The sequence below is a fragment of the Terribacillus sp. DMT04 genome (genome assembly GCF_019056395.1).
Classification (GTDB): Bacteria; Bacillota; Bacilli; order Bacillales; family Amphibacillaceae; genus Terribacillus; species Terribacillus aidingensis_A.
Window position 1 is genome coordinate 49076 of the sequence record NZ_CP077640.1, and the last position, 15130, is coordinate 64205.

The following is a 15130-nucleotide window of genomic DNA, read 5'->3' on the forward strand; positions in this document are numbered from 1 at the left end:
TTTGTCTAACTAATAGTAATGTTATAAGATATTTTGGCAAAAAGCAACGTTAATTCGCCTTTTTTGTAAAATTGTGGTTTTCTACAATATCCTATGTTATAAGTGGTTTCCTTGCTATAATTAAGTGTAGATAAATAAAGGAGTGATGTTTAATGGTAGAACTTCCTTATCTGATATATCAGGGCATAAACACGTCTCCTAAGTACGCACTTCTTAAAGATAAACTTGTACAACTTTTCGGGGAAGATGAAGAATTTGTTGTAAAGAGGATATTTGAAGATTACTTCGATAATAAGGATCCGGATTCAGTTGTTTATTATCATAAACATAACAAACTTATAAAACGGAAGAAAAGTTGGACCGATAGAGTGAGATCCGGTTATGACCAATATCGGAGCGGCAGCAACAATCCTGGAAAGGGATTTGCGCGGCACTTAGCAGATATTTATAAGATGATGAAAGATTACGAGGATGATAAGGGTAAATCCGGATTTGAGATGATGTTCAAAGAACCGAGTGCTGATGCGGCCATTATTAAGTATATTAATGAACTAGATAACTGGTACCGTAATAAAGAAAGCATGTTAGTTGAATATCCTTTCTTCAGTGACTTAACTAGTAATCAAAAAACCGCATCTGTAGAGATTGATTTAATCTTAATCATTGGTCAGTGGTTAAAAGAAAATCTCCATTCATTGTCTCCTACCGGCATTGAGGATGGTCTTTTAGTATTTGATGAAGAAGAATATAAGGAATCAATGAAGTTTGTTGAACAGGCCCCTACTTCTGCATTAGAACATCCATACTGGGGGGTTGCTAAGAAAGGAAAATCACCTTTAAATACTGAAACAACCCTATCAGAAGATGGCAGAACCCTATTTGAAGTACACAAGAAAAAAGCATTTGAGCTCGACGATTCCTACAATTTAGTTGTAGATGCAGAAATGATTGAAAGTTTTAATAAACATATTAAAACTCCAGATATGTTCGATTCTAAAATCTTCATTGATTTGATCAATAGAAGAGATAAGAACTTCCAAAAGAATCGCCGCATTAGAGTTTATCTCTCGGAACTATTGGATACCCATTTTAATGATAAAAGCCAAAAATCATATAAAGAGTTAACGGAGAGGCTGCTAAGACTAGGCTATTTTAGAATAGCTCAACGCGAGGGAGATTCTGTTAGGTTGCGGTCCCTATTCTCTGAAATGACAATTGAAAGGGAACAAGGTAACAACGACCGATGGTATCTAATGGCTTATGTAAGCGATAGTGTTTACGATAATATTCTTAAAGAGCAATACGTCAGCATCTACAATAAAAAGATACAAGAATTAAAGAATGATTTAGCTTATCACCTCTCCTTTATCATTCAAAAAGAGCGTATCTTAAGCTATAAATCTGATTCTGAAGATATTTCCTTTGAGTTAAGTTGGAACGATCTCAGCTCTTCGATTCGGTTTAATAAGAGAAGTAAAAAAGAAAACTTCGATGAGATTGAGGCTGCTCTAGTAGAAATTGAACACAAAGACTTTATTATTAAGGATTTCAAGCGATATACAAACACGTCATTTTTTGTTACATGCCACCCACTTAACAAAAGAGAACTACAAGATATGAATAGCAAGCGGCTCGATTTAAATTCTTCCAGTGAGGCAATGATATTAGGAAGATAATGGGGTTAGGATTGATCGCATAAGATCAATCCTATTTTGTTTAAATTATCATTCGATTGAGTGGTAAAATGTAGAATATATAATAAATGGAGGTAAATGAATGAGTCGTGAATATGATTCGAATCAACCAAGTCTTATAAACTCCGTTGTATGCTTTATGGATATCTTAGGATATAAATCATTAGGTAAGAATGCGTTAAAAGAAAATAATGGAGATACCGCGGAAGATTTTTTGAGAAATCTCCATAATTCACTTAGAAAAGCTAAAAGATCAATTACGCCGGACCCGTCCTTACCAGCTAAAGTAAAAGTATTTACAGATAATATTGTAATAGGCTGGCCTATCTTAGAAGATGGGGAAACTGAGTTAGGCACGACATTTGTAAACATAGCAAATTATCAGCTTCAACTTGCTTTAGATGGTTTCTTTATCAGGGGGGGCATAAGTAATGGTAAACATTTTATGGATGAAGAGACTGTCTTTGGGCCCGAACTGTTTGAGACTTATACTCTTGAATCAGAAGTAGCTGTTTTCCCCAGAGTTGTTTTAAGTAACAAGAGTAAGGAATTAATTAAGCGCTTTAATACAGAGTACTATGGAGGAGTTGGTTCACCCTTCTATGAAGAAATTCTTGAAGATATGGACGGAGAATGGTTTCTTAACTATTTAATTGCTACGAAGGACGAGGATCGGGGAGTCTTTAATCTAAGGCTTATCGAAATACATAAACAAAAAGTGGCAGCTGCTCTTTCAGATTACTCTAGTAACTATAAACTTTTAAAAAAGTATGCTTGGATAGCAAACTATCATAACTTTTTCTGCGATAAGTTCTTAATAGACGCGGAAGAGTATAAAATAGACACACCTATTCAGATGTCAGATCCGAGACAAATATCCACATAAAATATAAGGCCAATTAATGAGATGAGGATCCAGGATAATTCATTTATTAACAGCATAAATTAAAAACAGCTACCGCATTTGGGAGCTGTTTTATTAAGATTTAATAATATCTTCTAGATGTAATCGGGTATTTCTGCATGTAGTAAAAATAACCTTAGAAACTTCTATTATTCTTCGGGTATTTATACATAAGTTCTATTAATGTTCGGGTATTTCTGCAGTTTCTCTATCATATATCGGGACTTTCTGTATTAATTCTACTTTCTTTCGGGTAATTCAACACTTTATTATATTTCACAAAAGATTATTGTTCTGATTCACAAGAAGATGTGTAAGCTTTTTCGATAATTTATCGGGAGTTTCTGCAAATTTAGCATGTATTCTATATAATCTTGCTTCTCATATTAGAGTTTGTTTCTATTTCTTCATAAATCTCTGTAAATCTTCGGGTATTTCTACACCTTTATAAACTGAAATTTTTTTCAAGTCTGCAACCATGCGCACTCTTAAAAATCTCTATTTTCTTTCGGGAAATTCTACACTGCTTTTCACTCTATTTTATGCTTTTATAAAAGTCTTTTCTACAAAGTTTCTGCTTTTAATCGGGAGTTTCTGCAATTTTGACCTCAAGATTGAATTCTATTATAAATGGTTAATAGAGGTAACTATACTACTACATTTTACTAATTATCCAAGGAGGCGGCTGCTTTGAAACTAGAATTCAGAAATCATACACCTATAGCAAATAAGTGGTTAATCGTCTTCTCCGGTATTAATAAGAATGCAGTAGACAAGAACGGTAAGAAGATTTACGAGCAACACGCATTTCATATCCCAAAGAGATGGATCTCTGTTAAATGGAGCCGCAGTATGATCAAGCAAATGTTAGCATACATGGCCTTATCTGATAGTGAAGGTAATGCTGGAGTTATCCATCTTGATACATTGGCTACATACATAGGATGTTCTACAAAAACCGTTCAGAATAATAACAGAACTTTTGAAGCGCTGCAGCTCATTGAACGAACTGAGCTATGGTCTAATTTAGTATGCATTAAGCTTTCTAAGTATCGTGAAAACTTTTTGGATCTCTATACCTCCCCTGTAAAAGGAGGCTCTTTGACAAGCGTTAATCCTGGTTCTGAAAGTGAAGAAACTAAATATTACTCCCGAACTGGTTACACCACTATCAAAAGAGAAGCTATGATAGAACTTCTTGGACTTTTAAACGTAAATGAGCTGCGCATTGCTTGCAGATCTTTTTATTTGTTTGAAAAAGAAGTAAATGTCGGCAAAAACTCAAAAGCTTATCTTACATATAATGACCTTAAGGGTATTTTACCAAAATACTATGTATTCAAAGCTAATATTAAAAAGACATTCAAGTATTTAAGTACTCTGTTCAGTTTTAAGACATTAGAAGAGAAAGAGATCGTAGAATCATTAAGTAAAAGCACTGAGTCGATTCCAACGCAACTTCAGAAGCTAAAAAGTAGATTCATTGTATCTTTCCAGCTACATAAACAGAAAAACAGCCGCCTTACACTCCAAGAAGAAATTAAAGAAGCAGATTCTGCATTTGATCTTTTCTTCTTGGAGACGAAAATAAGGCCTATTTCTAATGAACAGAAAAGCTCACTCATTTCTGAATTTGGTCTGGCCAAACTAAGCCAGGCTCTTGATGAAATAATAACTATAATTAAAGGTAACTACTCTCAAACCAGATCTATGCTATTAGATGAATTAGAAAGTACACCTGTCAATTCCATAAAACATTTCATTACTAGTGAAAAGGTGCAATTGAGTAAATAAGGGCCTTTATTTGTCATGCTTAAATTTTGTATTATTCGCTACTCCAATAATAATTTAATAAGAAGAAGGAACTAATAATGATTCTGCAGTGACAAGAAATCAACTTTAGTTCCTTTTTTTGGAACTTCAAGAAATAAATCAAAAGAGATAGCAGTTTATCAAATATAAAGAAAATAATTCAGAATATATATAAATTAATAGTAACTATAGACAAAAAAACAATAGAAATATATTTTTTCATAACAACTAAGTAATATTTCATTTGTACAATAGCCACCGAAACCCTTCTATAAAAGGCTTTTTAATGATTTTCATTTCACAATTTCTTTTAATGTCCTTTAATTTCTTTAAATCTTATATAAGTATATTATTCATATTCGATATTTTTATATCTTTTTTTTCAACCGTTATAAGTGCGGAAGTACTATGTGCGTAATAAGGAGTCTTAAATTAGAAGTATTGAAGAGTAATTAGAAGAAGGATTGCCACTATTGATTCTACTACGTCATAGATAATGTTTACTGATAGAGTAATTTAAAAAAGCTGCAGATAAAGTAATCTGCAGCTTCTATATATTATGCTCTCTTCAACCGATCTAGAGGATGAATGTATTCAGCTTTCTTAGAGTAAACAAGAACACCAACGTTTTTATCGTCTTTTTTGTTTTTCGCTTCTTCAGGTGTAACAGCAGCACTATACAGTTTTTTTGGTTCAAACTTTTTAATTGTGCTCATTGTTCTCCACCTCCACTTTCATTTAATAATCTCTGAACAATTGCAATTACATCATTATTGTAGTCTGTTAAACTGTCAAGATGTTCTTGGCTTAGTTCTTTACTTCCCGATATATGGACCGTCAAAACGAACTTCTTAGCTACATGATAGCATATTAGGTACGTCTTAGTAAGACCTGAGTCCTTATACAAAGTATATTTTTCTTTCTTATCCTTAAAGCATTCAATAACCATGATTTGACTTTGATAATCTACATCAAAATCATAGTGACCACCTATACCCACGTTACCTGCAACTTGAGAAATACCTTCTGGGCTTGCTTCCCAAATGCTTGTACCATCTAGGCTATAATGCATTTTCGTTAATTCATCAGGTATTTTATAGTTATGGTTAAACGATGTAGAAAGTATATCCATCTTATCTTGCTCACCTTTAAATAACTTATCCGTTAAATGAGTATAAAACAATGTTGCTTTAATAAATGGATCAGTATCTGCTTTAATTCTTTCCAGCTCTTCCATAAGTTCCACTTCCGGCTTTTTTATCTTACCTAATTCAACAATTTTCTCATTTATATAACCGCAATGTTTTGATACTGCTGCTTTTATGTTATCGTCTTCTCTATTTTTATATGCCATTGTAGTTAGACCTGTAAAATCAGAAGGCAACTTATAATCACTTTCAGCAGTTGAATCTGGATGTAAAAAGAATACTCGTTCCCTTCCAAGTTTGCCCCAAAACAATCCTAATTCAAACATTGAGTTATCACGAGTCTTTTTATAATTAACATTGCGCATGTTTACAATATCATCTGGAGATAATATAAACACTGCAAAATCATTAGTTTCTAACTGTTTCTCTAAGTCATCCATTGGATATTTCTGAAAATCAAAAGCACTATTCCAAGGGGTCACTTCAGCTGTATGTTCCAGATGATCTTGTACTGCAGTCACATATTTTAAAGATTCCGCTGCAGAACCAATAAATACTCTAGGATTATTCATATTTGTTCCTCCTACAAATTTCTTTTTTAGAATAAGGCATTAATATTCGGCTTCTTACGTCCAATAAATAGATCATCTATGCCTTTACCGTCCTCTGCGTTCCATATAACCATATTAACATGGTAACCCCTGATTTTAAGCTCTTTTACGCATTTCATAAGATTAAGTCTAACGTATGGATTATTTACTACGTCCGCGTCAAAAGCCAAATTTATTACCTCTACACGCATGTCCTCTAATAGCGGTAAAACCATTTGCCATGCGTTAACTCCAGGAAGCCCTAAAAAGATATTGCCGTATTCTTTAAGCTCACTTTCTGTAAGAATCTCCTGTATTTTATCTGAAGCAATATCAATCTTGAGAGGACCTTCGGATAGCCAAACAGATTTTGCTTGAATTCCGTTTTCTCCTCTTTTCCGGATACCTGTAGGTAGTGATACGTGAATAGGTGGTGGGTCACCAGAACCTGTTCCTTTTGGTTTATTAGCAGAACTAAGCCAGTAATATCTGTTACCTTTTTTCAATGTTACTGACCCAAGAATATCCTTTATCTTTAAATCCTTTTCAGAAATATTGTCATAGATAAAAACACCCTTATCCAGTTCAAATGTCTTTTCATAAAGGAGTTCATTATCTTTATAAATACGCACAACATTCGGCTGCTCTATGACTTCAGCTGTTAAGCCAGGATACCTTTGATCCACTTTCACGTCATTAGGTGGATTATCTAATCGATATTGAAATCCCACTATCTGTTGCCGAGTATTTCTAAAAGGAATCAATATTCCTGATCTGCCGCTAATTGTCCAATAGCTGCTACCATACTTACCTTGTGCTTCGTAAAAGCCAGGCACACCTTTGAAGTCGTCTATACCTAATCTTTTCTGAACCTCTTTAACAACGACCCAAGGCTTGTCCGGAAATGAGCGGTATTCTCTTTCCTGTACCTGATTGAGACTTAACCCTCTTTCAGGAGAGGTAAGGTGCTGTATGTGTTCATTTGTTAAGGTTAGACAATTGATTAGCTCTGAATATACGCGGTGAAGAGTATCTTCATCAGCTTTTGGTTCACTCACCTCGATAACCTGCTTATCGTCGATTTTTTGTCTTCGTTGATCTTCATTAAGATAATGAAGGTACGAAGGTAATGAAGAATTTTTACTGAAGTATTTATTACTTTCAACTCTTATACAAGCGACCATATTTCCATCTTTATGTTGCATACATGCACCTGTTTTACCACATACCGGGCAAGCAATCTTAGTGAACTCGTACCACCCTTTTATTCTTGTTCTCCGTAATTCTTTCATTTGTACACTCCTCACTTTGTTTGATAAAAGCTATCTTTCTATCACCGTTGTTCTCCATAAACACAAAAAAAGTGGTCCTAAGAATAGAGAACAACACATTAATGTGTTAATCACTAGTCCAAGGACCACTTGATAAGTTTAGTTTAAAGAACCTGCAAGCTAACTGCTGCAAACGAAAATAAAAAGATAAGTTTCAAGATAATCATACCTTTAAAATTTTCGCTTATCAAGAGCCACTAGGCTGCAGAAAAGACTGAAGGCGTTTGAATAGTCCTGGTTTTTTGTTCTTAGCGTAGTCATCTCCAAGTAAGTCAGATGCTAATATATGAAAAATTGGATTTAGTTCATTTTGTACCTGCTGTACTTCTATTAAAGGCTTTTTGTCGAGATAATTTTTATATATCTCTTCCGTCAAATCCGGAACTGCTGTAAGTAAAGGGATGCCTAATTGCTTGGCCAAATCATCACTACGTACGAATGGGAAGTCCTTTATAAAGATGAGTTTGGCATCTAGGTTATAGGTACTTATGGTATTTTTGATGTAGTTCTTCCAAGCAAGAATCTGTTGATAGGAACCATCGACAAGAATCCAAATCTCATCAAGGTATTCTAATGTATCAAGCGTATGATTAGCCATTTCACCAGTAGGTAAATCTACTATAGTGACATCAAAGTACTTCGGAGTATTAATGTATTGTTTTATATGCTCTTTACTCCATGAAGTTGATTTTGCATCCTCATCATCTAGTGGGAGCCAATGTACTCCTTTAAATTGCCACTCCACGGAGCTTGGGTGCTTCTCTGGATGATTTAGTACTTGTATAAATGAATTCCAGTTATCCGGGGTCTTTGTATATCTCATTAGCATGCTCTTCAATAATTGCTTTTGAGTAAGCCCTTCAATCACAGCGCAAGGAATATTGTACATGCCCAAATAAATAGAGAAATTAACTGCTAAAGTTGTTACACCGATACGGTGTAGAGGAGACCAAATACCAATGGTTTTATTTCTATCCCAATTTCCATTGTTAAAGGCTTTTCTCCTTATCAGTAATGAGCGTTCAGATAATAAATCAATCTCTTCTTCTTCAGTTGTCGTATCATTGTTTTCTTGAATTAATTTCTTACCCTCTTCTTCTATCATTCTAGACATACTGTCATCAACTATATCAGGGTATGGATCGCCCACTTCTACAGGGTTGTAATCATTCTCAGTGTCATTTACTTCTGGTTTCTCTTGTTTCTCTTCATTAGCGATTTCAAAGACATTAGAGCCATGTTTTCGTATCCAGGCAACAAATGCCTTAACATCATTAAATATCAAGTGTCCAGGCTTTATCTCATGCAATACATTGTCTTGTGTACTCCGAATTAAACAAGTTGCATTTGCAAATTGTAACTTCTTGTAATCCTCAACAGACACATACTTTTCATCAGTAACCAGAAAATCACATTCAACTTTCGATACATCGATTTTCTCTTCAATGACTGAGATAGAAAGCTCTTCAATGACCGCGCCGAATTCGCTGCGAACAATATTGAGTAATGTATTGTCACATATTGCTAAAGAGATTTTCTTCATTTCTGATTCTCTCCTGTTTTATATATGTGTTAATTCTTTCTCTAATTTGAGGAGTAAAAGGAAACTTGCGATTTTCTACCTGCCCTATGTAACTTGCGGAGAATCCCAGATCTTTTGCGAATTGATACTGACTTCTACCTAAACGTTTTCTAAGGATAATCAATCTCTCAATATCGTCCTCTATTGTGCTGATTTCATTAAAGCTATTGATATTCACCTTTATCACCCTTGTGCCAGAATTTAAAATAAAAAAACCGCTATTATCCCTTTTCTTGGGATTATAGCGGTTTTCGCTTCGTTTATAATTTGAGATTATTATAGCACAATTTAAAGTGAAATCGGAAAAATAATTGAGCAATTGCTACGAATGGGCTATACTAGCCTTATATTCACTTTTTTTAATCTTTTTAAGCAACTCATTTGAGTTAGCTGTTTCATTATTAATGACACGTTACGGAGCCTTTGAGGTTCATAGATATCCCGTCTATGTATCCTCAAGGGCTTTTTTGCGTTTAAAAGACGTGAATAATAAATTCAGAAAGGGTGCAAAGAAATCATGGGAGATAATTTAGACTTTGCAAGTATTGAACAGGAATTTAAAAAACCATTTAAAGATGATGAACTGGGTTGGAGAGTATTAAACTCATTCAAAAGGAATAACAAAACGTATGTGAACTTAGCAGCATATGTAGATAGTAGAGCAATTATGAAAAGACTAGATTCTATATTAGGTATTGATGGTTGGGAAGACATTTATGAAGAAATAAATGATGGTTTTAAATGTGGAATACGAATTTGGATTACACAAGATCAATCCAGAATAAAATGGGATGGTGCTCCTCGTACTGATTTTGAATCAGTAAAAGGCGGTATGAGTAATGCATTCAAGCGTGCTGCAAACAAATGGGGCATCGGTAGATACCTTTACGATGAAAGTCTCGTTTCTACCGAGCTACTTCCGCAAAGAGGTAATAATGGGGAATATAACTATTTCCAAGATAAAAAGAAAGACCTTAAAGGCTACTATAAAGTGCCTGTTAAATCACAAAAAGCTAAAGCACCAATAGAACCACCTGCTAGAGATGAAAGTGATCAAGAGTTAGAAAAGATATTTGAAGGCCTCAATGATTATGAATACAAATTAGGGTTATCAAACAAACCAAAGTTGAGCGTCAGGATCTTTAATAGAGCAAACAATATTACAGAGAATTTGAATGTTAATCAAATTGATTACATTCATAATAAAGCTTCTAAAGCCGAACTGAAAAAATATTATTTAGCACTAAGACCGTTATACAACATCTGTATGGCTGCTAATAAATTTGAAACTAGCTTAGATGAAGTTCTTAAATATGCTCAAATTATCAAACCAGAAATAGAAGTAACTAACGTATTCTCACTTTTATTTCAACTTACCAATGATGAGGTTAAGCAGATATTTGAGATAGCTGAAACGGAGTATAACAACAATAAAAAGCATGCAATGTAATTGCTTCTAAGGGTGAACAGGAGATAAATCTTCTGTTTTTTTATTTACATCAAACATTGGAGGAAGAAAATATGAAACTATCGATTGAAAAAAGCATTTTATTAGAAGGTCTACAAAAAGTAACGAAGGTTGTTACTAACAAGAATTCTATACCAGTGCTACAAGGGATCCTAATGGACGTTGACCACGAAAAGATTGTTTTAACTGGCAGCGATTCTACAGAAACCATTCAGCACACTATACTTGTTGAAGAAGGTATAGAAGTTACGGAAGCAGGAAAAACAGTACTGCCTAAAAAAGTACTCGATATAGTTAAGAAAGCACCAGCAACTATTTACTTAACAGAAGATGGAGATAAATTGAAGATAAAGTTCAAAAAGAAAGGGAGAAGTGAATTTAATCTTAATTGTCTTAACGCTGACGAATTCCCTGCATTGCGGGATAACGAAAAGAATTCGGCAGCTATCAGTTTAAGTAGTCAACAGTTCAAGTCTATTGTAAATAAGACTATCTTTGCCGCAAGTACACAAGAAGCACGTCCTATGTTACAGGGTGTTCAATTTGGTACAAAAGAGGGTTTACTAACTCTTTACGCGACAGATAGCCATCGTCTCTCTAAAGTGCAAATAGAACAGGATTGTACAGACTTCAATGTTGTAGTGCCAGCAAGAGCTTTAGATGGCATGTTAAAGGTTTTTGATGATGAAGGAACAGTTGAACTTCATATTCAAAACGAGCAATCTGTCATGTTTAAAAGCGGTAATACGAGTTTCATCACAAGGCTCTTCCAAGGAAATTATCCTGCAGTAGAAAGATTACTGCAGATCGAGTCAGACACTACGATGACAATCGAACGAAAAAGCTTCCTTAATGGATTGGATTTAGTATCACTCGCAGCTGATAATACACGCCCTACTGTTCATCTTCATGTAAACGGAGTAGCAGTTTTGGAGAGTTTATCAAGCCAATCCGGAAAAGGAACAATTGAGGTTGAGTACAAAGCAATTGAAGGCATGCAAGACGAATTCGATATAACGTTCGATGCAATGTTTGTTATGGATTCGCTTAAAGCGTTACAGAGTGATGAAATTAATTTTAATTATGTAGCTAAAGATAAGCCTATTATTATCACTGGGGCTGACGATACTTTAGCTTCAGAGGTACATCTAATTACACCAATTAGAACTAAATAATGTTAGAGGCAGGGAGTATTCATTTTGAGTACTCCCCTTTCTATTATGGAGGATTAGTATGAACAAATTTAATATAAGTTCATTCGAGGAGAACCTTAAGGAAAAGCATAAGAATTCTGGACATTTATCTTGTAACAAAGGCTATATAACTGTCCTTGAAACTCTTTGGTACGGAAAAGACATTACAAGAATAGATTTCACAGCATTCACAGATTCTGATGTACAACTTGCACTCGACCATATATGGAGTATAGCAGGTGAGGCGTTGGATGATGGTGATGAAGCATTTGAAATTGATTGGTCCTCAGATTATATGACATATGGAGCAATAGATAACGCTCTTACAGCGATAGCAATGAGTAAATTTAAACGATATCACAATGAAAATGATGATTTCATTTAGGAGGATCAAATGAGTGTTATAGAATCGCAAGAAATTCACTCTTTAGAAGCGACACTATCCACGCTTTTAACAGCAAAGCTTTTTGTAGACGCCGGTGTAAATCCTGATGAGTTTCGAACTAAGGATATATACGTGAATTTCTACAGAGGAGACACCAATGGTTATGAAATATTTATTGAAGGCCTAAATTTCTTATTCGAAGAGATTGAAGAATATGATCCATACGATAATTCTAGAGAAGAGTTACTCGAAGTTGGAATCAGTGCAAATGGTCATGAAAAGTATCTGATATTAAAAGATAAGCTTTTTAATGGCTGTAAAACAATAGATTTATCTGAATACAAAAGAATAATAGATCAGGATAATCTCTTCTTTGATATGGGATTTGAATGGGCTTCTAAATGCGATGGTATTCTTATAAGCCTTGATGGTATTGGATACTATCACTCATTAACCAGGGCTATTTTAAAGCTTAGAGATGATTTAAAAAATCGAAAAGAGGAAATTGTAGCATGAAATTCACTATTGTAATAGATGATGACATCTCAAATTTTGATGATCATGTATTAATAACGCAGGAAGAAGAGAATGTGACAGTTGCTCAGTATACTATGTCTCTTTCTGATGTAAGTGCAGCCTTAAACAATTCAAGGGAAAGCTATACCTATATTGAGACTCCCCTTCTACCGAGTAATTGTTTGAAATATGAGAAGGTAGATGGTTCCAGGGTAAATGGAGGCTTTGTTGAAAATGTCTTTGTTGAGATCCCAAAAGGCAATTTCAACATTACATTTGAAGACAAGGTTTACAAAATAGGAGTTCCCCGACTAATTATAAAATACTCTGTTGCTTCCAGCCGAGTATTTGAAATAGCGATTTTTGCATTAAAACAAGGTCAGAGAATCGAGGAAGATGGAGAATTGTTCTACTTCCCCTTTCCTAATGTAGCGCACGAATCTGGTGTGGCGTGTTTTGGTGCTAATACTCTACCTAAAGTTGAGAAAATAAGACATTTAGAAACATATCATTACCTTTTCTTCGCAGCCCCTTTTGGAGCGGATTATGGTACTAGAGTTCTAACAAATAAGACTATCCTTCAATTATTTGAAAGTCTGGATAATGAGGAATTTAATGATGATTGGCTTATGCCGGCAACAACAAAAAAAATTGGTGACTTTATGAAAATAAACGATGAGGAGAATTTACAAAATGACTAAAAAACTTAATTCAGAGCAAACAGATATCTTTTCACTTTTTGATATGCCCGACGAGTATGCTGAGGAACAAAAGAAGCAAGCAGAAGAACGAAAAAAACAGCAGGATGAGAGATTAAAAACAACCAAAGAGGCTGCTAACAAAAAGGATAAGAAAGACGAATTCACGCTTAATACTGATACTAAAATATACTTTTACTCGGAACTGATCGATGTTAATGAGTACTTTAGTATCGAGGAACTTACGAATGGAATTCCTAATACTACAAAAGCAGAAGAAGAACTCACTTATAAAAAACTAAGTGAAAGAGAGTTATTGAGTAGGCTAAAAAAAGACTATCCCGTATTAGATGTGAGTACAGGAGCGCAAGCAGTGTATATCAAAAGTAAAAACGCTGTTTCCATAATACTTCAAGCTAAAAAGAAGGGTGGTCCTGCAGCTCCTACCCATGGATTAGTCAAAACAGATACCAAGATCCCTTATAGTATTTTGAGAGATTTCATATCTCTTGCAAAGAGAGTATATGACCTATATGGAACAGAGTTTCATGCAGATATATACCTGGATCATGAAACGAATGAATTCTTTTTAGATATTCCACAACAAGAAGTAACAAGCGTTACAGTAGAAGTTATTGAAGATGAGCTAACTACCGCATTACGTTTCTTGGAGCGAAGATGTACCAAGTATATGGAGATACATTCACATCATGTTATGAGGCCAATACCGAGTGCATTAGATGATGCTAGTGAAAGAATACCCATCTACTATGCAATAGTTGGCCGCTTAGATTATTATTTGCCTCAAGTAACAGTGAGAACTTTTGATATAGAAAGAAATGAGCATGTCAGTTTTAGTCCATCTTTAGTTTTTGAAGATCCTTTCTATTATGCTAATCCACAATATGATTTAAGTAAGGTGGAGAAAGTATGAAGGAAATAAGTCTTCTCAAAGATTTCGGGCGATACAATACTGTTTATCCTTTCATATGTCAGATAGGAACCGGTGCAACTGGTACACACTTAGTTCAGAACATTGCACAAATGCTATCAGGATTTAGAATGAGTTTTAATTACATTCTAGCTGATCCAGATGTAGTAGAAGATAAAAACCTAAAAAACCAATTGTTTATTAATAAGGACGTCGGCCAGACAAAGGCAAATGTCTTAGCCAAGAGATATAGCTCTGCATATGATATAGGGATAAGTTCTTATTCTGATGGATATGTAGAAGATGTAAAAACGTTAAAAAGGCTGTTTAGTATAAATGAAAAATATGCTGATATTAACTATGGTACATTAATCTTGCCTATACTTATAGGTAGTGTTGATAATAACTTCACCCGTAAGGTTATGCATGAGTTTTTTTATTCCGTACCTAGACTATTGTATATCGACGTTGGAAACGATTCAGTTAAGTTACCTAAAGATAAAGAACTAAGTAATATAGGTCATTGGACCGCGGATGAGAAGATAGAATATGATTCATCAGGTTGGGATGGACAGGTGGTCTGCGGATTGAGATTTAATAATGATACTATCTTAGATCCGGTAGCTACTATTTTCCCTAACATCCTGGAAGAAGAGGATGAAATAGCGCCAAGTGAGATTTCTTGTTCAAATGTTGTTGCAAGTGATCCGCAGCGCCTAATGACTAACCGTATGGCATCGATAAGTGTACTCACTTATCTTAATCAGATATTTGAATCGGGTACTATAAACAATCATATGACGTTCTTTCATGCGAAGGAAGGCTTTATGAGGAGTCAATAATAAAAGAGCTGCATAATAGACTGACCTAGCGATGTG

At 34.6% G+C, this 15130-nt stretch carries 15 protein-coding genes; 10 read left to right on the forward strand and 5 right to left on the reverse strand.

The window, feature by feature from the left end; genetic code table 11:
• Positions 1 to 152 precede the first annotated feature (152 nt).
• From KS242_RS17655 to KS242_RS17665, 3 genes are all read left to right on the forward strand, one after another.
• The gene (locus KS242_RS17655; RefSeq protein ID WP_217324308.1) at positions 153 to 1676 is read left to right on the forward strand and encodes a hypothetical protein; all 1524 of its coding nucleotides are present in this window, start codon (positions 153 to 155) and stop codon (positions 1674 to 1676) included.
• Between the two features lie 100 nt (positions 1677 to 1776).
• Positions 1777 to 2580 carry a hypothetical protein gene (locus tag KS242_RS17660; protein ID WP_217324309.1) on the forward strand — a complete coding sequence of 268 codons (804 nt, stop codon included), beginning with the start codon at positions 1777 to 1779 and terminating at the stop codon, positions 2578 to 2580.
• A 708-nt stretch (positions 2581 to 3288) separates the two neighbouring features.
• On the forward strand, positions 3289 to 4392 hold the full coding sequence (locus KS242_RS17665; protein WP_217324310.1) for a hypothetical protein: 1104 nt from the start codon (positions 3289 to 3291) through the stop codon (positions 4390 to 4392).
• A 575-nt stretch (positions 4393 to 4967) separates the two neighbouring features.
• Here KS242_RS17665 and KS242_RS17670 read toward each other — a convergent pair.
• The 5 genes from KS242_RS17670 to KS242_RS17690 all read right to left on the reverse strand — a co-directional run bounded on the left by KS242_RS17670 (position 4968) and on the right by KS242_RS17690 (position 9248).
• A complete protein-coding gene (locus KS242_RS17670) occupies positions 4968 to 5126 on the reverse strand; it encodes a hypothetical protein (RefSeq protein WP_217324311.1) in 159 nt (52 codons plus the stop codon).
• Complete coding sequence (locus KS242_RS17675) at positions 5123 to 6130, reverse strand: TIR domain-containing protein (RefSeq protein ID WP_217324312.1); 1008 nt, start codon at positions 6128 to 6130, stop codon at positions 5123 to 5125. Before KS242_RS17675 ends, KS242_RS17670 begins: the two co-directional genes overlap by 4 nt.
• 26 nt (positions 6131 to 6156) lie before the next feature.
• The gene (locus KS242_RS17680; RefSeq protein WP_217324313.1) at positions 6157 to 7440 is read right to left on the reverse strand and encodes a DUF3854 domain-containing protein; all 1284 of its coding nucleotides are present in this window, start codon (positions 7438 to 7440) and stop codon (positions 6157 to 6159) included.
• A gap of 226 nt (positions 7441 to 7666) precedes the next feature.
• Positions 7667 to 9022 (reverse strand): CpaE/TadZ family protein, encoded by a 1356-nt coding sequence (locus tag KS242_RS17685; RefSeq protein WP_217324314.1) that lies wholly within the window; start codon positions 9020 to 9022, stop codon positions 7667 to 7669.
• Entirely contained in the window at positions 8994 to 9248 is a 255-nt protein-coding gene (locus tag KS242_RS17690; protein ID WP_371747647.1) for a helix-turn-helix domain-containing protein, read from the reverse strand. The genes KS242_RS17685 and KS242_RS17690 overlap by 29 nt, the downstream gene beginning before the upstream one ends.
• 330 nt (positions 9249 to 9578) lie before the next feature.
• Between KS242_RS17690 and KS242_RS17695 the strand changes: the two genes are divergently transcribed.
• The 7 genes from KS242_RS17695 (at position 9579) to KS242_RS17725 (ending at position 15094) form a co-directional block, all read left to right on the forward strand.
• On the forward strand, positions 9579 to 10511 hold the full coding sequence (locus KS242_RS17695; RefSeq protein WP_217324222.1) for a Rad52/Rad22 family DNA repair protein: 933 nt from the start codon (positions 9579 to 9581) through the stop codon (positions 10509 to 10511).
• 71 nt (positions 10512 to 10582) lie between these two features.
• Positions 10583 to 11704 carry a DNA polymerase III subunit beta gene (gene dnaN, locus KS242_RS17700; protein WP_217324223.1) on the forward strand — a complete coding sequence of 374 codons (1122 nt, stop codon included), beginning with the start codon at positions 10583 to 10585 and terminating at the stop codon, positions 11702 to 11704.
• 58 nt (positions 11705 to 11762) lie between these two features.
• Positions 11763 to 12107 carry a hypothetical protein gene (locus tag KS242_RS17705; protein WP_217324224.1) on the forward strand — a complete coding sequence of 115 codons (345 nt, stop codon included), beginning with the start codon at positions 11763 to 11765 and terminating at the stop codon, positions 12105 to 12107.
• 9 nt (positions 12108 to 12116) lie between these two features.
• Entirely contained in the window at positions 12117 to 12623 is a 507-nt protein-coding gene (locus KS242_RS17710) for a hypothetical protein (RefSeq protein WP_217324225.1), read from the forward strand.
• Positions 12620 to 13324: a prokaryotic E2 ligase family D protein gene (locus KS242_RS17715; protein WP_217324226.1), complete on the forward strand. Its 705-nt coding sequence runs from the start codon at positions 12620 to 12622 to the stop codon at positions 13322 to 13324. Before KS242_RS17710 ends, KS242_RS17715 begins: the two co-directional genes overlap by 4 nt.
• On the forward strand, positions 13317 to 14255 hold the full coding sequence (locus KS242_RS17720) for a hypothetical protein (protein ID WP_217324227.1): 939 nt from the start codon (positions 13317 to 13319) through the stop codon (positions 14253 to 14255). Before KS242_RS17715 ends, KS242_RS17720 begins: the two co-directional genes overlap by 8 nt.
• On the forward strand, positions 14252 to 15094 hold the full coding sequence (locus tag KS242_RS17725; protein WP_217324228.1) for a ubiquitin-activating E1 family protein: 843 nt from the start codon (positions 14252 to 14254) through the stop codon (positions 15092 to 15094). The genes KS242_RS17720 and KS242_RS17725 overlap by 4 nt, the downstream gene beginning before the upstream one ends.
• Positions 15095 to 15130 lie beyond the last annotated feature (36 nt).